The sequence below is a fragment of the Bacteroides sp. AF25-38AC genome, from assembly GCF_003602995.1.
GTDB lineage: Bacteria > Bacteroidota > Bacteroidia > Bacteroidales > Bacteroidaceae > Bacteroides > Bacteroides uniformis.
In genome coordinates, this window is sequence record NZ_QTMD01000002.1 from 149,477 (window position 1) to 169,152 (window position 19,676).

Below are 19,676 nucleotides of genomic sequence, written 5' to 3' on the forward strand. Positions count from 1 at the left end.
GTTCTGTTTATTTTCCACGCAGACGCCCTCCGATATTTCCCAGTCCGGAACCTGCGGCACCGGCTGCAAATCCTCCGGCCTTGGTCGCGGTACGGTTGATGTTGCGGTTATAGTTTACGCCACCGCCTGCCTGCACAATCCATCCGGCCACGGTCGGCACGGTAAAATATCCGATGATACCTATCAGCATGAAGATCACATATACCGAATTGGAGTTGTCCAGCGAATAGTTCGGATTGTTCTGGAGCTCCAGGATGTCGTTCTGCAGCATAAGTACCTGAACCTTGGCCAGCATACAGCTGAAAAGGTCACTCACGGGAAGCCACAAATAGACGGAAATGTAACGTGTGAACCACTGGCTGAGCGTGGACTGGAAACCGTCCCACACACTGAAGGCAAAGGCAATGGGACCAAGGATGGACAATACCACCAGAAAAAAGGTCCTTACCGTATCTATCAGCAAGGATGCGGCGGCAAAAAGCAGTTCCAGCAGACTGCGGAAGGCGTCACGGATATTCTTTTCCAGATTGTACATGCCCACTTCCATATACATGCCCATACGGGTTGCCATGGCATCGGGCGACCATCCGAGCTCGTCCAGCTGACGGTCAAACTCCTCATCGCTGACCAGATAGGCCGTTTCCGGATTACGGAGCATGGCTTCACGTTCCAGCCTGTCCTTCTGTTCACGGTACTGCTGCATGTCCATCGTCTGCCCCTCAAGCATCTTGTGGGTTCCCTGCACAATCGGACTCAGCACCGTATTCATCGTTCCGAGTACCAGAGTCGGGAAAAGCATGATGCAGATGCCTATCGCAAACGGGCGCAGAAGCGGATACACGTCTATCGGTTCGGCACGGGCAAGCGACTGCCAGACACGGACGGCCACATAGAACAGGGCACCGAGTCCGGCAAGTCCCTTGGCCACCTCCAGCATATCCCCGCAAAGGGGCATCATTTCATTGTAAAGGCTCTCCAGAATGGTATGGAGATTCGAGAAATCCACAGATAACAATACCATAGGCTACCAGTATTTGGAGGTGTCATTGCCATAGAGTTTCAGGACACGGTCAAGGTCATTCTTCTTGCGGGCACGCAGGAAACTCACGGCTATATTCCTGTTCGTATAGTAATTCACGAGATTGCGGTAACGGCGCATACTGGCATAACAGTCATCCACCACGTCCATACGGTCCTTGTCGGTCATGGAAAGGGTGCTGACGTTGATTACCTGCCTGAGGTCCTGCAACACCCCGTTGCTCTCTTCCAGAAGTTTGGTATAACCGAAAGCGATGGCATCCAGCTCTTCGGGAGAAAAGTTCTCGTCACCCAGCATCTTCTGGAAATTGGTCACGTAGATTTCCGACACATCACCGACCATCAGGATAATCTCACTGACCTTACGGGCATCCTTCACCAGATTGTTGACGGACTTCAGGGCATCATAGTATTTCTTGTACTGCTGGTATATCTTCACCGTCTCCGCAAAATTCTGGGCGGTACTTGTCGCAGTTGAAGAGGTATGCACGATATTGTCCGACATGTTGATGATACTCTGGGCAAGGTTTCCCGGATCGGTCACCACCCACTGTGCCCGTATCTGTCCGGCAAGAAAAAAGGTTCCTGCACAAAGCAGCAGCAGTCTTTTTCTCATGGACGTACCTCCTTCCTTACATAGTCACCGTTCGGAGAAAAGGTCAATACGTCAGCCGCCTCATTGTAGGCGATGTCTATGCGGTAGCCGGTATTGATGAACAGGTTACCGTTTTCTTCCACCAGCAGATAGGTTTCCGGCTTCAGCTTCCGTGTCTTTCCGCTGCGGGCGAAGACCGTCACCTTGTAGGCGTCCCCTTCCTTATATATAAGGACATCGGGCTTGCCTTCCACACTGCTCCATGAACCGCACAGGCGGTCACAGTCCTTGAACCTGCTTTCACTACAGCTCTGTAGCAGCAATGATGCCGCCCCGATCAGGCAGGCGGCCAGTCTGTACAACTGTCTGTTTTTCATGTATTGTCTTTTTAATGATGTTGTTCTTGTTTTACTGAATCTCTCAAAGTCCCATCTTGCGTCTCTTTGGCTTCGGACTGACCGGGATGCGGACTTTTCCGGTCGGTCTGTCCTTACAGGCTGGCTGCCGACATTCCTTGCGGATAATGGTATCGTCCTTTTTGTTTGGGGACTTCAGGCCAACCATGGTTTCAAACCTGGCATAAAGTTCTTTATATGCCTTTTCTGCCTGTTGCCGCCTGATTTCATCCGGAGAATTCCGGTCAATGCCGTATTTCATGAGAAAACCGGAATTAATAAAAGGGCTGTCAATATTCTTCGGGTTGGCTATGAAACCTCCCAGCTTTTCCAGTTCCCCGTACAGCTTGTCGAGATACTGTACGGGAGGAGGGGAACAAAGCCGCTCGAAGACCTTCTCCACAGCATGTGTCAGTCTTACATCGACCTCCACGGCATCAGGTATCTCGCCTCTGAGCCTTCTTTCCCTGTAATCTTCCGGTTCCATACTTTCAAGCCGGTGATACAGCTCATAGTCTTCTGAAAATCCGTAATATTCACGGATATCCTTCGGTATGTCCCATCCGTTCATCAGGGACCGGTAGAGACATTCAATTATCTCCTTACGCTTCCTTTCATCCGATTCAAAACTGTCATTCATAACCGTTATGCTTTACCGTTTGACATTTTCCTTTCCCTTCTCATTTCCGCAATGCGTTTCACGGCCAGTTCCAGATTTCCGCCCAGTTCCTTGGTCAGCTTCTGCAATTCCAGCTTTTCCGACTCTTCCGTGGTATATACGGCATATTCCTCATCGCTGACTTCCGTGGCATACACGGCCGAGTGGGTACCGCCAAGACCGATCCAGACCTCACGGTAGAAACGTCCGGGATGGTTGGCCTGGTTAATGGACAGGATCTGTCCGCGTTCCTTGTCGGTCAGTCCGAGAAGCCGCTGGATATGGTCGAACTTGTTCATGTATTTCCGCTGGTCAAGAAGAATCTTGCAGTCACTGTTGTTGATGATAGCTTCCTTCACGACAGGGGAACTGATAATGTCATCCACTTCCTGGGTGACCACGACAGCCTCCCCGAAATATTTTCTGACGGTCTTAAAGAGATACTTTATGTACTCACTCATATTGGCGGACATCAGGGCTTTCCAGCATTCCTCAATGAGTATCATTTTGCGGATGCCTTTCAAACGGCGCATCTTGGCGATGAAGGTTTCCATGATTATCAGCGTGACCACGGGCAGAAGCACCTTGTTTCCGCTGATATTGTCCAGTTCAAATACGATAAAGCGCTTGTTGGTAAGATCCAGTTCCTTGTCCGAATTAAGCAGGAAATCATAATCACCGCCACGGTAGAACGGTTCCAGCACGTTCAGGAAACCGTCAATGTCAAAATCCTTCTCACGGACTTTCTTCTCCTCAATCATCCGGCGGTAGTCATCACGCACAAACTCGTAGAATCCGTTGAAATCGGGTCTGACATCCCTGTTTTCCGTCATCCTGCGGATGTATGCGTTCACCGCTCCCGAAAGGGCCACTTCTTCCGAACGCCTTGGGGCTTCATCCTCACGTTTCCAGAGTGTGAGTATCAGTGTCTTGATGCTTTCACGCTTTTCAACGTCAAATTCCCCGGAATCCGTATAGAACGGATTGAAGGCGATGGGATTGTCCTCCTCATAGGTGATATAGATACCGTCCTCGCCATGTGTCCGGTCATGAATCAGGCTGCAAAGTCCCTGATAGCTGTTTCCGGTATCCACCAGCAGGATATGGGTACCCTGTTCATAATACTGGCGGACAAGGTGGTTCGTAAAGAAGGATTTACCGCTGCCGGAGGGACCGAGTATGAACTTGTTGCGGTTGGTGATGATTCCCTTGCGCATGGGCAGGTCACTGATGTCCAGATGAAGCGGTACGCCGCTCTGCCTGTCCGTCATACGGATACCGAACGGGCTGGGCGAACTGCGGTAATTCGTTTCCGAAGCAAACAGGCAGACAGCCTGTTCCAGAAAGGTATAGAAACTTTCCTCAGCCGGAAAATCGCCCGCATTGCCTGGAATACCAGACCAGTACAGCACCGGGGTATCTATCGTGTTGTAATGGGGTACGCATCCCATCAGGGCAAGCTGGCTGCCGGTATCGTTCTTGATACGCCTTAACTCTTCCTCGTCTTCCGCCCAGGCCAGTACGTTACAGTGGCACCGAACCGGAACAAGCCCTTTCGTATGCGCCTCGTCAAGATACATTTCTGCCCATTCATAGTTCACGGCATTGCTGCGGCTGTATTTCGACAGGGACAGCATGTTGCGTGAAGTCTTTTCCATGCGTTGCAGGATTTCCTGCGCATCATCGATGAACACGTACTGCGAATAGACATGGTTGCATGAAAGCAGAAGTCCTACCGGAGCCGCAAACGAAAGACGGCAGTCGCTACGGTCAGTGGACAAGCGCTCATAACGCATGTCCGTGCCCACACTGCCGGGAAGCTCTTCCGTATCGGAAAGCACATGCAGGCAAAGACGTTTGTCACCGATGCGCATACGTTCCGGATCAAGGCAGATGTCCTGTAATACGGGATGCGTGTCCTCCATACCGAGAGTCAGGTATCTTTCAATCAGCCCGGGACATTCTTCCGTTCCGACCACCTCTTCAGTTCTGAGACGCTTCATCCTGACATGCCCCGAATCGTTCATGATACGCTCGAACTGCTCCACCGCCTCCAGAAATTTCACGACCGAATCCCAGTCCGTGATTTCCTTGGGAAGGATATAGCCGCGGCACAGGGTACTGAAATCACTGCGGCGACGGGCACGTTCGCGTGTAGTCTTTGTCAGATACAGGAAGCAGCGGTGTCTGAGATACGGGCGTTCGTTGAAATGACGCTCATAGCTGCGGGACAGGAAACTTTCCGTCCCGTCTCCTTCGCTCCGGTAGTTTTCCTTGACGAACCAGTCCTGCTTGTACACGACAGAATAATTGGGAAGCACCTTCATGGCCTTTACCCAGGTACCGTGAATGGCTTCGTATTCCGTCGCCGTCACCGTGTACAGTTCAGGCAGCTCGACCTCGAAGGCTACCGTAATGTCCGCATCCTTGCTTACGATGCAGTTGTTTTCCACGGCCAGAATCGGGAATCTGTCTTCCAGATCACAGGCCTTCAATACACTTCTCATTTCTTTCTCTTCTTTTTGGTTAATGCTCTGAATATTCTGCGACGGGCTGACAAATAGCGCGGATGGCGTTTTTCGGCCAGCATCTTCATCAGCCCGTGCTCACCGTAGCGGGCATTCATGCGGAAGGTCAGCCATACGGCCAGGGTACCGGATACCGCCCCGAAAGACAGGCATACCAGCTGGCTGACACCGGCCATATACAGGACAACCACCGCAAGAAAGACCGATACAAGGCCTCCGGCAAAAAAGAACAGGTACTGTGATTTCAAGCCCTTGAACTCAATCGGACGGCCTGCTCCTTTGTTGATACGGTAATCCATGGCTTACAGGAAGAAGGAACGGAGAATGGTAGCGGCCACAATCAGGAAGATGCAGGCGAAGAACCAGCTCGCCGCAGTCTTGGACGTATCCGGGTCACCGCTGCTGAACTTGCCATACGTCTTTATACCGCCGACCAGACCGAGCACGGCTCCGATGGCATAACACAATTTGGTGGCCGGATCGAAATACGAAGTCATAAGGCTGGTAGCCTCATTGATGCCGGCAAGACCCTGTCCCTGTGCGAAGGCACCTGCCGCTGCCAGCACACACAATACTGAAAATAGGATTCTTCTCTTCATTGTCGAATCATTTTGGGGTTTGACATAAATGTTGAATTCGACTGCAAATATATAAGGCTTAAACCGCTGTGATACAACACCGTCATCAGGTGTCACCAGATGTCATCAGATGTCATTCAGGAAACCTTACAGACATAAAAAAAGCATCCCGAAAAGATTTCCGGGATGCCTGAATATATCGGTGTCAGATATATTTCCGCCACTCGTCAGACGGTTCATTCCCATCCTTTACTTTAAGCGGTCTGGGATTGCCGTCCTCATCAAGATACCTGTCTATCAGTTCCTCTACAATCGCGGAATTCTCCATATTGGAAAGGAACACGTCAATCAGGCTGGTCTGCCTGATGGAGAACAGGACACGAGCTGCCTGCATGGCCTTCTCATGGTCGGCTTCATCCTGATGTGTCAGATATTCGCCGAGTACTTCCATGTCCCTGCTGGACAGAACAGGTGATACGGATTCCACTTCGGGAGACTCCGCATCAAGGTCTTCCTGGACTTCCTGCAGGAGTTTCATCTTTTCCAGCTGAAGGTTGCATTCCACATCTTCCTGCTGCACATCCTCCTCCTCACCGATAAAATTCCTTTCAAGTGGCTGGCTCATGAAGGGAGCGGCAGTCTTTCCGGCATTCTCGTCCAGATAGACATAACGGGTACTTCCCATCACTTCTGTATCTGAAACCGCAGATTCCGTTACGACAGTTTCTTTCTTTTCCTTCTTCACGCAAGGTTTCCCATAAAGCAGGGTACAAACAGTTTCGATACGCCTTCTCCAGCCATACACGCTGTACAGCAAATAGCCTATACAGACAATCCGTACACAGAAGTATATCAGTTCTTCCATAAAGAATCCTTATAGAGAAAACATTCAAGTTCATTCTTCAGCAATTCTCCGTGACGTTTCAAGTGTTCCTCCACGATATTGCTCACATAGACTGAAACACTCATGCCGGGAGCCATAAACGGAATAAGGCGGCTTGCCTTGTTGTACAAACCGCAACGGATACGAATCTGGCGTCCTTTCCCGACTGGAGCATCGTTCAGATAGACACGGCTATATTCGGGAAAACAGTTCGCTATTCCTATTTTCTCATTCAATTCTCTGACCTGTCTTTTCAGTGAACAAATCTTATTGGATAGTAAATAAACGCAACATAACAGCAGACCGCAAACCAATACGGCAACAGTCAATACAATCCACATCATTTTCAGAATGTTTTTTGGGTTTTTCGGCGAAACAGCTCGCCAAGCTCTTCACTGTAAGTCTCAAGATGGTGTGCCAGCACATTATCCAAAAAAGCGGGCACACTCATGTCATCACTCAGAAGGGGAAGGATACGGGCCAACCTGCAATACATGTCATAGCTGATATAGGTCTGCTTTCTGTGTACGGACTTCTTTCTGTCCAGAAACAGTTCCTTATACATTTCCACCTTCTCTTCCAGTCCGGAGTCAGCGCGAATCGTCTTGCGGGACTTTTCCTGTCCCTGTGTCTTTACTTCCGGCACATTTTTTTCCTTTTCTGTGACAGGAAGAACATTCTCGCCGACATCTGCTCCAGATTTACCACAGGAAATGGATTCACTGGCCATCATGTCCTTCAAGGCATCCTCATCCACCTTGAATATCTCTCTTTTCTTTGCCATAGTTCTTATCCCGGAAATATGATACGTTCCATCTCCTGGGCAAAAGCCTCAAGACGGCTGTCTTTCAGTAGTGATTCGGAAGGAGGAAGAAGGGTGCAGCGGAAATGCTGTCTGGAAGAAGGTGTCATTTCCTTGTTGAAGCGTTCAAGATCAGGAAGTACGGTTTCAAAGACCTTCAAACCCATACGGAGCACTATTGCATTATACATTACATACAGTTCTTTGGAAGTACGGCTGTCCATACGGTTCCAGAATAAACGTATGTCCTTCAGGGGAGCTTCCGGATGCTGTCCGATAAAATCCTGAACGGTCGATACAAAGGAAAGGCTGCTCTGCATGACCATACGGTCCTTTACAATGGGAGTAAAGATAAAATCCATGTTCATGACGGACTCGAATACACCACGGGAGTTCACCGTTCCGGGAAGATCGAAGAATATCAGGTCATAGTCGCCTTCCAGTTTGCCGGGAATCTCTGCGGCTGCCTCCGGCGTGGAAGTGACGATTGGATAGGCCTTACGGGAACCGTCTTCAAACTGACGGCAGAAAAGTCGCTGGTGATACTCGCTTTTCTCAAGGTTCTTCAAATCCCTTCCCCTTAGTTTTTCCAGACTGAACTGTGGATAGTCACAGTCAACGACAGCAACTTTCAGACCTTTTACATAATTAAAATAACTGGCAAGAACCGCTGTTACCGTGGACTTGCCCACACCGCCTTTCTGATTGCTGAAGGCGACAAGAATCGGACGTTTGTTCATACCTTTTGTTTTTGGGGTTAATATTCACTTTTTCTTTCACTAATCTTATAATGGCATTACGCTATTGTGATACTATTGTTGCCATGTTATTATGTCATTATGTTATTGCAATACTATGTTGTTATGTTATTATATCCTTATGTTATTGCAATACTATGTTGCCATGTTATTATGTCATTATGTTATTGCAATACTATGTTGCCATGTTATTATGTCATTATGTTATTGCAATACTATGTTGCCATGTTATTATGTCCTTATGTTATTACAATACTATGTTGTTATGTTATTATGTTATTATGTTATTATGTTATTATGTTATTGCAATACTATGTTGTTATGTTATTATGTTATTATGTTATTGCAATATTGCACGCTTAAATCGCGTCAAAAATAAGGTCTTTCAAGCATACAGGTAATATGTAGCCTGCACCATGACATCAGATGTCATCAGACGTCTTTATATGTCATACAATCCACTATTTCACAACTGTTTACACGGTCATAATTTTGCAAAGTCAGAACTAAAAAATGGCTTGGAACATCTTCCGACGGACAGCAGCACTCCGCTCACGTCGCGCAGCAATCCGCCGGAGGTGGATTCTCTGTTCAAACGAACAGAGCAAGTTGTGTTTTTGTACGACAGAAAGTATTCTGCCATACAAAAACCAACTTGCCCTCCCTAACGGTCGGGAGATTTTCCTCCAAAGTCGGAAAATCTGACGGAGAAAGAAAAATAACCCAAAAGCAGAAAAGCATGGAGAAAAAACAGGCAAGAAGGACAGGCAGAAAACCGAAGACTGATCCGGCGGACTACAAGTACAATTTCCGTCTGAACGCACAGGAGAAAAGCAGATTTGAAAGACTGTTTCTGGAATCCGGAGCAAGGGACAGGACAATCTTTATCAAGAAATCAATCTTTTCAGAACAGCTGAAGGTAATCAAGGTGGACAAGGTTTCCATGGACTATTACATCCGGCTCGGGGAATTTTACAGACAATTCCAGGCAATAGGCAACAATTACAATCAGGTCGTAAGGGCCGTACAGAAAAACTTCGGGGAAAAAAGGGCGATGTCCTTGCTTTACAAACTTGAAAAGGCTACCCTGGAACTGATACTGCTCAACAAACAGATTATGGCCTTAACTAAAGAATATGAAAAGAAATGGTTGCAAAGATAAGTCACGGAGAAAGTCTTTACGGGGCACTGGCCTATAATCATGAAAAGGTATTTCAGGGGACGGCGGAAATCCTTTCCGGACACCGGATGATTTCCGACCGCCCGGGACTGCCGAGCGAGGACATGCGTCTAGCTCTCCTTTCATTTGAAAACCATCTGACGGCAAACAGGAGGACGGATAAGCCGGTCCTGCATATCGCCCTCAGCCCGGCACCGGAAGACAGGCTGGACAATGACAGGCTGGCGGAACTGGCAGAGAAATACATGCAGAAAATGGGTTATGGTGACCAGCCGTTCATCGTGTACAGACATGGAGATACCTGCAACACGCACATACATATCGTGAGTGTATGCATTGACGATGAAGGAAGGAAAATCAATGACTCCTATGAACACCGCCGTTCAATGACAGCCTGCCGGGAACTGGAACAGGAATTCGGACTGCGTAACAGTGCGGATGCGGAAAGACGGAATCCGAAAGCGGAACTGAAAAAGGTGGATGCCTCACAGGGGGATATACGCCATCAGATAGGAAACACACTGAAGGCCGTACTGGAAAGCTACCGTTTCCAGACTTTCGGAGAGTATTCCGCACTGCTTTCCACACTGAACATTGAAGCCCGACAACTACTAGGCGATTACATGGGAACACCCTATACGGGTATCATCTATTCGGCTACAGATGATATTGGAAAAGTAGTCAGCCCTCCGATAAAAAGTGCAAGGTTCGGCAAGCGTTTCGGAAATACGGGACTGTCCGAACGTATGTTACGGCATACACAGGACTTCAAGGAAGGCAGATGGGCTCCTGCCATATCCGGCAAGGTCGTATGGGCCATGCGTAACGCAAAATCGGAACAGGAATTCAGGGAACTGCTGAAACAGGAGCACATTGATGTGGTATTCCGAAGGAACGATACCGGACGTATCTACGGTGTCACATTCATAGACCATGAACGGCGCGAGGCGTTCAACGGTTCACGTATGGGAAAGGAGTTTTCCGCCAACGTATTCAACGGCCTTGTCAACTGGTGGGAAGGAATACCCTGGCAGGACAGACAACAGTCCGGTCCGGAGGAACTTTGGAAACGGTACGGCCACCGTATGGAAGAAAACAGTGCGCTTGAACAGGCGGCAGGCATCTTCTCCTTTGAGGCAAATCCGGCAGTCGATTACGAGGAAGAAGCGTTCCGTCGCCGCATGAAACGGAAAAAGAAACCGCAGAAACGCAAATCACGCGGTATCTGATCAATCAAAATGAGTCAACAACAGGGGGAACAACGGATTCCCCCACAATCATCTACATCATTATGCAACAGGAAGACGATTTGAGAGCCCTTGCCAAGATTATGGAATTCGGCAGGGCTGTCAGTATTTTTATTCTGGTAGTCCACGTTTATGTATACTGCTATCCCAGTATGAGTGCCTGGCATCTGAATCTGGATGTCATAGACCGGATACTGATGAACTTTGACAGGACAACCGGTATATTCGGCTGTATCCTTTGGACAAAACTGATGGCAGTGCTTCTGCTGGCCATATCCTGTATGGGTACTATCGGAGTCAAGGGTGAGAAGATTACATGGCAGCGTATATGGGCGGTACTCACTGCCGGGGCGGTTCTGTTTTTCATGAACTGGTGGCTGCTTGACCTGCCTTTTCCACACGAAGCGATTACTGCCCTGTATGTGGTGACACTTGCAGCCGGTTATCTATGCCTGCTCATGGCGGGACTGTGGATCAGCAGGCTTTACAGGCATAACCTGATGGAGGATGTGTTCAATATGGAAAACGAATCCTTCATGCAGGAGACAAGGCTGATGGAGAATGAATATTCTGTCAATCTGCCCACCAGATTCCAGTATGGCGGCAAGCTCAACGACGGCTGGATCAACGTGGTCAATCCTTTCCGCGCGACCATCGTATTGGGAACACCGGGTTCCGGTAAATCCTACGCAGTGGTGAACAACTACATCAAACAGATGATTTCCAAAGGTTTCAGTGTATATATCTATGGTGCGCCAGTCAAGGCTATATCTTAATCGTCCCTTTGGCAAGGATTAGGCAAGTGTTCTTTGAAAACGACCTATCATCACCGACTTATCTGTCCAACGAAAGGCGGCAGGGAGTGTAGCACGTCGGGACAACTATAAGTCAGTTAGTTACCAAACTGCGACTGAATAGCGATGATAAGACAAGTATGAGGATAAAACCCGAATTGGTTGAATGATAATCTGAGCGGTCTTTGTAGCAGACTGTGACGTAAGGTAACTATGGGAACTACCGTTGTATGGATAGTTCTGAACCGTCATCACTGCAATACTCTTTTTGCAGTCGTAGAGTAGAAAGAGCAAGAACTTGTTGCAGCGCAACCGTAATATACGGTAAAAGGTGGAAGTCATATCCGACAACTTGTCGTGCCAACAGTTAAGATATAGTAAACTGGGATTACCTAAATCGGAGCCTGCAAAGGGCTATGGGAAACAGTTCCCGAAATTCCGACATGGTAACGGAGTCCCCGTAGTAGTCCGAGCAAGTTAATGGCTTGTACATGGCGAAGGGGGACAGCAGAGATTTTTAATACAATTAATGAATGATGTGAGAGACATTATGAGAAATTCGGCAAAAGTATTAAACAGTTTGAATCGACACAGCAAGGACTTGAATTACAAGTACGAGCGTCTGTACCGTATTCTTTTCAATACGGAGATGTACGCCGTTGCCTACCAGCGGATTGCACCCAAACAAGGCAATATGACGGAGGGAACGGACGGCAAGACCATTGACGGCATGAGCATCAAGCGTATTGAAAACCTGATAGCATCATTGAAAGATGAAAGCTACCAGCCCAAACCGTCAAGGAGAACATATATACCCAAGAAAAACGGGAAAATGCGTCCTCTGGGTATTCCTGCTACGGAAGATAAGTTATTGCAGGAGGTGGTTAAAATGGTATTGGAAGCCATATACGAAGAGAGTTTTGAATACACTTCGCATGGTTTCCGTCCCAAACGGAGCTGCCACACCGCCCTTAAGCAGATTGAAAAATCATTCTGTGGGGTGAAATGGTATATTGAGGGCGATATAAAGGGATTCTTTGACAACATCAATCACGATGTGATGATAGGAATCCTCGAAGAACGCATCAATGATGCCCGTTTCATTCGGCTTATCCGTAAATTCCTGAATGCGGGATATATCGAAGATTGGGAATATTTTCACACATATAACGGGACACCGCAAGGTGGCATCATCAGTCCAGTACTTGCCAATATCTATCTTGATAAATTGGACAAGTACATGGCAGAGTATGCAGCAAAATTTGACAGGAATGCCCGTAAAGAAGTGAACCCACAGTACAGACACTACCAGCGTAAGAAAGAACGAGCTAAAAAGGCGTTGAAATCAGCAGTAAGTCTTGAAGAAAGAAAACTGCTGGTAGAACAGATACGGAAATATGATAATCTTATGTTGCAGACCCCTGCTAAAAATGACATGGACTGCAACTATAAGAGGTTGAAATACGTGAGATATGCGGATGATTTTCTGTGTGGCGTTATAGGCAGTAAAGAAGATGCAATGACAATCAAGTCGGATATAAAGGATTTTATTTCCGACAAACTAAGATTGGAATTGTCTGATGAAAAGACGCTGATAACCCATTCGGAAACTCCTGCAAAATTTCTTGGATTTCATATCAGAAACCGCAAGTGCATGGAAACCAAACGGGATTCCCTCGGTCGTAAAAAGAGAAGTCGGAACAAGACGGTGGAAATAAAAATCCCTAAAGATACGGTCAAGAAGAAACTTCTTGCGTATGACGTTGTGGAAATAAAGAAACACAACGGCAAGGAAATATGGAAACCGAAAGCGAGACCCGAACTGAACTTCAATGACGATTTGGAAATCCTGCGCAGGTATAATTCTGAAATTAGAGGCTTGTACAATTATTTCGGCATAGCCGTTAATTGCGCAGCCCAGCTATCCAATTTCGGTTATATCATGGAGTATAGTATGTACAAAACATTTGCAGCCAAGTATCGAAGCAAAGTAAAGAAGATATGCAAAAAGTACAAGCATAACGGAATATTTTGCGTTAAGTATCAGAACAATGCAGGCAAACAAAAGGAAGAGTACTTCTATAAAGGAGGTTTCAAACGCCAAAAGCCATCAAAGGATAACAAAATAGACATACTTCCCAAATTCATAATGCACACCAGTACAACCAGTCTTATGGACAGGTTGAAAGCAGAAAAATGTGAATTATGTGGTGCTAAGGGCCATTTGGAAATGCACCATGTACGTAAACTCAAGAATCTTCAAAATAAAGAGCCTTGGGAACGACACATGATTGCACGGAAAAGGAAAACTATTGCACTTTGTGGAACTTGTCATAAAAAGATTCATTATGGAACGATTTGAACTGCATATCGAAGCGGAGAGCCGGATACGCTGGAAGGTGTACGTCCGGTTCGGAGGCGAGTTTTCGGAAACCGACCATAGTAATATGGCACGGCGTCGGCTACTTAGCCTACATTACAAATTCGATGACCTTTCAACCATTGCCTATAATACATTGTTGCACAATATGGACAAATATAAGGTAAAACCGCATTTTTACGTCATCAATTTTGATGATCCGCACCGTTCACACCGCTGCAATCCCATCAATCCGGAGTTCATGACAGACATATCTGACGCATACGAAGCAAGCTATACCATCATGTTAAATTTGAACAAGACCTGGATTGAAAAACAGGGTGACTTCTTTGTAGAGTCTCCTATTATCCTTTTGGCAGCTATAATCTGGTATTTGAAAATATACAAAAATGGTATCTATTGCAGCTTCCCTCATGCCGTGGAACTGCTGAACAAACCTTATTCTGATTTGTTTACCATATTGACTTCCTATCCGGAACTGGAGAACTACCTTTCTCCTTTCATGGATGCCTGGAAGGGTGGGGCACAAGACCAGCTTCAGGGCCAGATAGCTTCGGCGAAAATTCCGCTTACCAGAATGATTTCTCCACAACTGTACTGGGTCATGACAGGCAATGATTTTTCTCTGGACATCAATAATCCGAAGGAACCTAAAATCCTTTGTGTGGGCAATAATCCGGACCGACAGAACATCTATTCCGCAGCGCTCGGACTGTATAATTCCAGAATCGTCAAACTGATAAACAAGAAAGGGCAGCTTAAAAGCACGGTCATTATAGACGAGCTTCCTACCATCTATTTCCGAGGACTGGACAACCTGATTGCAACGGCACGTTCCAACAAGGTGGCGGTCTGTCTGGGATTCCAGGACTTCAGCCAGCTTAACCGTGACTACGGTGAAAAGGAAAGCAAGGTGATTCAAAATACAGTCGGCAACATATTCAGCGGTCAGGTGGTCGGCGAAACGGCCAAGACACTTTCCGAACGCTTCGGAAAGATTTTGCAGAAACGGCAGTCCATATCCATCAACCGTCAGGATGTCTCTACATCTATCAACACCCAGCTGGACTCACTGATTCCAGCATCCAAAATTTCCAACCTCTCACAGGGTACGTTTGTCGGTTCCGTATCGGATAATTTCGGTGAGAAAATCAACCAAAAGATTTTCCATGCGGAAATTATCGTGGACCATGCCAAAGTAAGTGCGGAAGAAAAGGCTTATAAAAAAATCCCGGTTATCAACAGGTTCAAGGACAGTGAAGGAAATGACATCATGCTCCAACAGATACAGCGCAATTATGACCAGATAAAGGCGGATGCACAGGCTATCATCAACGATGAGATGGAACGTATCAAGAGCGACCCGGAACTATGTGAACGGCTGGGAATAGAAAGTGCAGAAGAGGAGAAAAGAAAAGCTGAATAGATACAGAATGACAAATAAATCCTGAATCAGTTTGATTTTCAGGGAACATTCCTTATCTTTGAAATTGAAATAGAACATAACGGCGGATTACGGGATGTTTCCGTCGATTATATACATAAGTCGCAAGATGTCTCGAACAGGAATCTGACAAATTCAAAAACACGGAGGCTATTGCGTGAGGCTTATGCTATACCTTATAGCGTGAGCCCATGCGAGTTTCTGTGTTGGGCTTTGTCAGAGCCTCTGTTCGAAATAAGCATGGGTTTCATGCTTTTATTTTTAACAAGCAGAGGTATGGCAAAAGTACAGATTATTATGCCCGTCACATTGGACGGATTTCTACCGGATAAAAATGAGGAACTGATGGAATGGCTCAGGACAGACCGGAACGGTTTCCCTTATTGGGAAGAGCGGGCTACATTTAACATGTATCCGCATTACGGTATGCTTGATTTGATGGATGCCAAGGAAAGACATGAAAAAGACTGCACATTTTTCATGAAGGTAGAAGATGAAAAAAGTGCAGAATATGTGGGTGGTGTATTTCTCTTCCGACTCGCAGATGAACTGGTCATTTACCTGCTTCCAATATCATACAAAAGCGGGAAAAACATAACCGGAAAGATTCAATTCGGACAATGGACTTTGCGTGAGTCCAAAACATTCCGAAACAATGTATGCAGACTGGTATACCGCCTTAAAGAATAAAGATTACTTCAGACCAAGTTTCTTCATTTTCTTGTACAGGGCTGTACGACTACAACCGAATTCCACTGCTGTCTTGCTGACATTACCATGATTTTTCTCAAGCAGGTTTCGTATCTTTTCCTTTTCCTGAATGATACGAATATCCGGATTGTCACTACAATCTACATTGTCCAGTCCCAAGTCACAAACATCCAATAATACATTATCCGCAACAATTACCGCACGTTTGATTTTTGCGTTCAATTCCCGCACATTACCAGGCCAGTCATATCCCAGCATGCATGCTTTCGCTTCTTCGGTAAATCCCTCATTCTTGACACGGATTCTACCGGAATGTTCTTTTCTGAAGAATTCGGCAAGCGGAAGAATATCGTCTTTGCAATCTTTTAATGGCGGTTGAACAATTTCGAGTTCTGCAAGGCGATAATACAAATCCTCACGAAAGCAACCTTCCTCCACCGCTTTTTTCATATCCTCATTGGTAGCAGAAATGATACGTACATCCGTATGTTTCACTTTATCACTTCCTACCGGATTAAACTCCTTTTCCTGAAGGACACGCAGAAGAAGAATCTGCATGGAATACGGCATATTACCAACTTCATCCAGGAATAAGGTTCCTCCATTGGCCGTCTCAAAATGTCCTTTCCTATCAGCAACAGCTCCTGTAAAAGCTCCTTTGACTACACCGAAAAATTCAGAAGCCTGCAAATCGTTAGGTATACTTCCACAATTGACGGCAACGAATGGTTTGTCACGTCTGTCACTATAACGGTGTATCATCTGGGCTATCACCTCTTTACCGCTTCCACTCGGACCAAGTATCATAACAGAAAGATCCGACGGTGCCACACGACGAGCCAGTGAAGCGGATTTTCTTGCTGCTTCACTGGTACGTTCAACAAAAGAACGTTCTTTACGTACAATAACAGGTTGTTTAAGCATGCTATGTACTAATTCTATCAGTTGCTCTTGATGAACAGGCTTTTGCAAATAATCCTTAGCACCGAGCTTGATGGCACGGACCGCATCCGTGATACAGGCATAATCTGTCATGACAATAAATGGAACTTCCACATTAGAACGCATCATCCATTCCAGAAGGCTGATACCATTTCCCTCCGGCAGACGTACGTCTCCAAACACAAGATTGATTTCGTTTTTCTTCAGAATACTACGTGCTCCGGGCTCGTCCATTGCGGTTAGAACTTCGTAACCGGCTTTTTGCAACCATTTTTCAATCATACCGCAGAGTATCATATTATCTTCAACTATGAGGATTTTCATATTTCTTCAGTTCCTTTTTTGTTTCTTCTATTAATTTTTTAAGCCACTCCATGATTTGTATTGCATGTTCATGAACAGTTTCGTTTTGGCTATCACTGTCATGCAATATTCTTTGAAAATCACGTAAAATATTATCTTTCTCGAGCATCTCCCATACAGGCATCATCCGGTGTATTATTTTTCTCATGGTCTCACGGTCGGTTATCCTGTCAGCAGATTCCATCTCCTCCAGTTCTTTTTCAGATTCCATAACAACGAGAGAAAGCATATGACTATAATCATCCGTATTCTCCAGTAAACTGGAAAAATCAAAATCTCCGGAAACTGAAACTTGTGTACGAGATACAATGGTGGATAAAAAAGCAAGCAGTCCGTGGATATTGAACGGTTTATGAATACAGCCTGCAAATCCTTCTTTTTCATAAATTCCGGAATTTCCATCACCACGGGCAGTCATGACTGCTACTGGAACAGTTCTAGAATTGCCGATGTCCGAATTGCGAAGCAATCTTAACAAACAGAATCCGTCAGTATCAGGCATTTGTACATCTGTCAAGACCAAATCATATTCAGAATTTTCAAGAGCGGCCACTACTTCACGTGCATTCTTACAGGTTTTACAGGATATACCTTTGCGCCCGAGCATATCTTCTGCTATTTTCAGTTGTATAGGATCATCGTCCACTACAAGAACATTCTTAGGCAATATAGTTATTGTATTATGGTCCGATTTGTCTTCCTCAACTAACTCATTCGTTTCAGGCAAAGGAAGTTCCAGCCTGAATACGCTTCCTTTACCGAGTGTACTTTCCACATCCATTTTTCCTTCCAAAACCTTAATTAATCCTTTGGTAAGAAAAAGTCCCAAACCAAAACCTTCAGAATTGACATCCTGTGCGGCACGCTCAAATGGAGCAAATATTCTTTTCATTGTTTCCTCGTCCATCCCTATACCGGTATCTCTAATTTCAATCCGAAGTTTTCCCTCTGAATATTCAGTATGAAAATTGACGTTTCCTCTGGAAGTAAATTTGATAGCGTTTGTAAGTAGATTGGCCAGTACCTGTTCGAGTTTGTCCGCATCACCTTTTACAGTTACATTTAATCCTTTGTGTTCAGAATATAAAATAAGACCTTTTGAAGTCGCTTTACGAGAAAACTCATCTGAAATTCGTTTTAAAAAACGGTTAAGATAAAAAGGTATATCATTATGTAAATCTCCAGCTTCATTAATACGGTAAGCATCCATCAGATTATTGACCAAATGCAAGACGTGCTGGCAAGAATGGCGGATGTCATCTAAATATATTTCACGCTTTTTCTTCTCTCGCGTTTCCGATACTAGATCGGCACAGTTATGGATATTACCAAGTGGGCCTCTAATATCATGTGAAACTGTCAGGATGATTTTCTTGCGCATATCAAGCAAATTCTCGTTTTCCTGAATAGCTTGTTGTAATTTAAATTTAATTATTTCTTCCTTACGTAAATCTGATTGTATAATTAAAAATGAAATTAATATTATAAAAACCGCAATACTCATCATTACGATAAATAATCGAAAGGATTCTTGTTTGACTTCCGTTACCTCTAAGTTTCGTTCTATAAATGACAGCTGTACCTGATTATCTAAAAAAGATACAAAATCATATAATTTTTGATTTAACAGCCTATTCTGCAAACGCAAGCTATCCACATAAGTTTCTATCTGATTGTTTCGCATATCTATGACAGAAACCAATCTATTATTAAAATTCTGTATTTCATTAGTTATATAGGGGACTTGTATCGTCTCCTTCTTTCCGAATAATCCGGCAATTCCTTTCTTTTTCTGAGTTATTGTCTTCACTTTTACTGTTTGAGTAGCTATTACAGGCAATTCATTAGTAAGAATACTATCAGATTTATTCGCAAATTGGACTGCTTTCATTATTTGAAACAAGTGCATTTCTTTCGTTTTAAGCAATTCCCGTAAAGAATCAATTTGAACTGGACATAAAAAATCACAACTCCTTAATTTTATTTCAAGTAGAACACTATCTGTTTTAAAACGTTGATTATGAAATATGTTATAATCAGACTCATCCCATACTATAACTGATTCGCCTAAAGTTGCCAACTTAGTAATATACAAATGAACTTTATTAGTATTCTCATAAGCTTCATTAATTTGAATTATCAGATTCTCAAGTTCTTTCAACCGGCAACGTTCATTTATCATTACAGCAACCATACTTAAGACTATAAATCCTGTAATAAAATATCCAATAAATAGTCTTTTGCGTAATAATGAAGTCATCAGGAACATTCTATTGATTTATTTGACATCATAATTCTATATATTTAACTAGTCATAGTATATATCATTCTCAAATATTTATTTCAAATTCAAGCAATAAAATAAAAAAACACTTCATAT

17 protein-coding genes and 2 pseudogenes are annotated in these 19,676 nt (G+C 45.0%); 6 read left to right on the forward strand and 13 right to left on the reverse strand.

The features are described 5' to 3' along the window. Positions 1-7 precede the first annotated feature (7 nt). The 11 genes from traJ to DWY55_RS02225 form a co-directional block, all read right to left on the reverse strand. The gene (traJ, locus tag DWY55_RS02175) at positions 8-1,021 is read right to left on the reverse strand and encodes a conjugative transposon protein TraJ (RefSeq protein WP_118086573.1); all 1,014 of its coding nucleotides are present in this window, start codon (positions 1,019-1,021) and stop codon (positions 8-10) included. 3 nt (positions 1,022-1,024) lie between these two features. After that, a complete protein-coding gene (locus DWY55_RS02180) occupies positions 1,025-1,654 on the reverse strand; it encodes a DUF4141 domain-containing protein (protein WP_008152252.1) in 630 nt (209 codons plus the stop codon). Next, positions 1,651-2,010, reverse strand: coding sequence for a DUF3876 domain-containing protein (locus tag DWY55_RS02185; RefSeq protein WP_004294975.1), 360 nt, complete (start codon positions 2,008-2,010; stop codon positions 1,651-1,653). The genes DWY55_RS02180 and DWY55_RS02185 overlap by 4 nt, the downstream gene beginning before the upstream one ends. Positions 2,011-2,053: 43 nt before the next feature. Continuing rightward, complete coding sequence (locus tag DWY55_RS02190; protein ID WP_118086574.1) at positions 2,054-2,668, reverse strand: hypothetical protein; 615 nt, start codon at positions 2,666-2,668, stop codon at positions 2,054-2,056. 5 nt (positions 2,669-2,673) lie between these two features. Further along, positions 2,674-5,193 (reverse strand): TraG family conjugative transposon ATPase, encoded by a 2,520-nt coding sequence (locus DWY55_RS02195; protein ID WP_118086575.1) that lies wholly within the window; start codon positions 5,191-5,193, stop codon positions 2,674-2,676. Then, on the reverse strand, positions 5,190-5,513 hold the full coding sequence (locus DWY55_RS02200) for a DUF4133 domain-containing protein (RefSeq protein ID WP_005776857.1): 324 nt from the start codon (positions 5,511-5,513) through the stop codon (positions 5,190-5,192). The genes DWY55_RS02195 and DWY55_RS02200 overlap by 4 nt, the downstream gene beginning before the upstream one ends. A gap of 3 nt (positions 5,514-5,516) precedes the next feature. Then, positions 5,517-5,813 carry a DUF4134 domain-containing protein gene (locus tag DWY55_RS02205; RefSeq protein ID WP_007843736.1) on the reverse strand — a complete coding sequence of 99 codons (297 nt, stop codon included), beginning with the start codon at positions 5,811-5,813 and terminating at the stop codon, positions 5,517-5,519. Between the two features lie 184 nt (positions 5,814-5,997). Further along, the gene (locus DWY55_RS02210; RefSeq protein WP_025081979.1) at positions 5,998-6,657 is read right to left on the reverse strand and encodes a DUF4122 family protein; all 660 of its coding nucleotides are present in this window, start codon (positions 6,655-6,657) and stop codon (positions 5,998-6,000) included. Further along, on the reverse strand, positions 6,645-7,019 hold the full coding sequence (locus tag DWY55_RS02215; RefSeq protein ID WP_118086576.1) for a DUF3408 domain-containing protein: 375 nt from the start codon (positions 7,017-7,019) through the stop codon (positions 6,645-6,647). The genes DWY55_RS02210 and DWY55_RS02215 overlap by 13 nt, the downstream gene beginning before the upstream one ends. A gap of 2 nt (positions 7,020-7,021) precedes the next feature. Further along, a complete protein-coding gene (locus tag DWY55_RS02220) occupies positions 7,022-7,459 on the reverse strand; it encodes a DUF3408 domain-containing protein (RefSeq protein WP_118086577.1) in 438 nt (145 codons plus the stop codon). A 5-nt stretch (positions 7,460-7,464) separates the two neighbouring features. Next, complete coding sequence (locus DWY55_RS02225) at positions 7,465-8,217, reverse strand: ParA family protein (protein ID WP_005776850.1); 753 nt, start codon at positions 8,215-8,217, stop codon at positions 7,465-7,467. Positions 8,218-8,974: 757 nt separating this feature from the next. On the opposite strand from DWY55_RS02225, the gene mobA reads away from it, so the two are divergent. The 6 genes and pseudogenes from mobA (at position 8,975) to DWY55_RS02255 (ending at position 15,970) form a co-directional block, all read left to right on the forward strand. Continuing rightward, positions 8,975-9,397 carry a conjugal transfer protein MobA gene (gene mobA / locus DWY55_RS02230; RefSeq protein ID WP_040312737.1) on the forward strand — a complete coding sequence of 141 codons (423 nt, stop codon included), beginning with the start codon at positions 8,975-8,977 and terminating at the stop codon, positions 9,395-9,397. Further along, on the forward strand, positions 9,382-10,644 hold the full coding sequence (gene mobB, locus DWY55_RS02235) for a conjugal transfer protein MobB (RefSeq protein WP_007560899.1): 1,263 nt from the start codon (positions 9,382-9,384) through the stop codon (positions 10,642-10,644). The genes mobA and mobB overlap by 16 nt, the downstream gene beginning before the upstream one ends. A 62-nt stretch (positions 10,645-10,706) precedes the next feature. Further along, positions 10,707-11,411, forward strand: a pseudogene (locus tag DWY55_RS02240) (YWFCY domain-containing protein); the annotation flags it as partial. 595 nt (positions 11,412-12,006) lie between these two features. Continuing rightward, the gene (locus tag DWY55_RS02245) at positions 12,007-13,818 is read left to right on the forward strand and encodes a reverse transcriptase/maturase family protein (protein WP_117959407.1); all 1,812 of its coding nucleotides are present in this window, start codon (positions 12,007-12,009) and stop codon (positions 13,816-13,818) included. A gap of 115 nt (positions 13,819-13,933) precedes the next feature. After that, positions 13,934-15,262, forward strand: a pseudogene (locus tag DWY55_RS02250) (TraM recognition domain-containing protein); the annotation flags it as partial. Between the two features lie 294 nt (positions 15,263-15,556). Then, positions 15,557-15,970 carry a hypothetical protein gene (locus DWY55_RS02255; protein ID WP_025018816.1) on the forward strand — a complete coding sequence of 138 codons (414 nt, stop codon included), beginning with the start codon at positions 15,557-15,559 and terminating at the stop codon, positions 15,968-15,970. A 3-nt stretch (positions 15,971-15,973) separates the two neighbouring features. On the opposite strand, the gene DWY55_RS02260 is transcribed toward DWY55_RS02255, so the two are convergent. Beyond that, positions 15,974-17,257 (reverse strand): sigma-54-dependent transcriptional regulator, encoded by a 1,284-nt coding sequence (locus DWY55_RS02260; RefSeq protein WP_025081738.1) that lies wholly within the window; start codon positions 17,255-17,257, stop codon positions 15,974-15,976. After that, a complete protein-coding gene (locus DWY55_RS02265; protein WP_242495864.1) occupies positions 17,238-19,556 on the reverse strand; it encodes a hybrid sensor histidine kinase/response regulator in 2,319 nt (772 codons plus the stop codon). The genes DWY55_RS02260 and DWY55_RS02265 overlap by 20 nt, the downstream gene beginning before the upstream one ends. Positions 19,557-19,676: the final 120 nt, after the last annotated feature.

Bases quoted from the DNA above. Each gene is read 5' to 3' on its own strand.
- DWY55_RS02215 (WP_118086576.1), bottom strand. From the start codon at position 7,019: ATGATGTGGATTGTATTGACTGTTGCCGTATTGGTTTGCGGTCTGCTG.
- DWY55_RS02220 (WP_118086577.1), bottom strand. From the start codon at position 7,459: ATGGCAAAGAAAAGAGAGATATTCAAGGTGGATGAGGATGCCTTGAAG.
- DWY55_RS02255 (WP_025018816.1), top strand. From the start codon at position 15,557: ATGGCAAAAGTACAGATTATTATGCCCGTCACATTGGACGGATTTCTA.
- DWY55_RS02200 (WP_005776857.1), bottom strand. From the start codon at position 5,513: ATGGATTACCGTATCAACAAAGGAGCAGGCCGTCCGATTGAGTTCAAG.
- traJ (WP_118086573.1), bottom strand. From the start codon at position 1,021: ATGGTATTGTTATCTGTGGATTTCTCGAATCTCCATACCATTCTGGAG.
- DWY55_RS02265 (WP_242495864.1), bottom strand. From the start codon at position 19,556: ATGACTTCATTATTACGCAAAAGACTATTTATTGGATATTTTATTACA.
- DWY55_RS02190 (WP_118086574.1), bottom strand. From the start codon at position 2,668: ATGAATGACAGTTTTGAATCGGATGAAAGGAAGCGTAAGGAGATAATT.
- DWY55_RS02260 (WP_025081738.1), bottom strand. From the start codon at position 17,257: ATGAAAATCCTCATAGTTGAAGATAATATGATACTCTGCGGTATGATT.
- DWY55_RS02210 (WP_025081979.1), bottom strand. From the start codon at position 6,657: ATGGAAGAACTGATATACTTCTGTGTACGGATTGTCTGTATAGGCTAT.
- DWY55_RS02185 (WP_004294975.1), bottom strand. From the start codon at position 2,010: ATGAAAAACAGACAGTTGTACAGACTGGCCGCCTGCCTGATCGGGGCG.
- DWY55_RS02205 (WP_007843736.1), bottom strand. From the start codon at position 5,813: ATGAAGAGAAGAATCCTATTTTCAGTATTGTGTGTGCTGGCAGCGGCA.
- mobB (WP_007560899.1), top strand. From the start codon at position 9,382: ATGGTTGCAAAGATAAGTCACGGAGAAAGTCTTTACGGGGCACTGGCC.
- DWY55_RS02180 (WP_008152252.1), bottom strand. From the start codon at position 1,654: ATGAGAAAAAGACTGCTGCTGCTTTGTGCAGGAACCTTTTTTCTTGCC.
- DWY55_RS02195 (WP_118086575.1), bottom strand. From the start codon at position 5,193: ATGAGAAGTGTATTGAAGGCCTGTGATCTGGAAGACAGATTCCCGATT.
- mobA (WP_040312737.1), top strand. From the start codon at position 8,975: ATGGAGAAAAAACAGGCAAGAAGGACAGGCAGAAAACCGAAGACTGAT.
- DWY55_RS02245 (WP_117959407.1), top strand. From the start codon at position 12,007: ATGAGAAATTCGGCAAAAGTATTAAACAGTTTGAATCGACACAGCAAG.
- DWY55_RS02225 (WP_005776850.1), bottom strand. From the start codon at position 8,217: ATGAACAAACGTCCGATTCTTGTCGCCTTCAGCAATCAGAAAGGCGGT.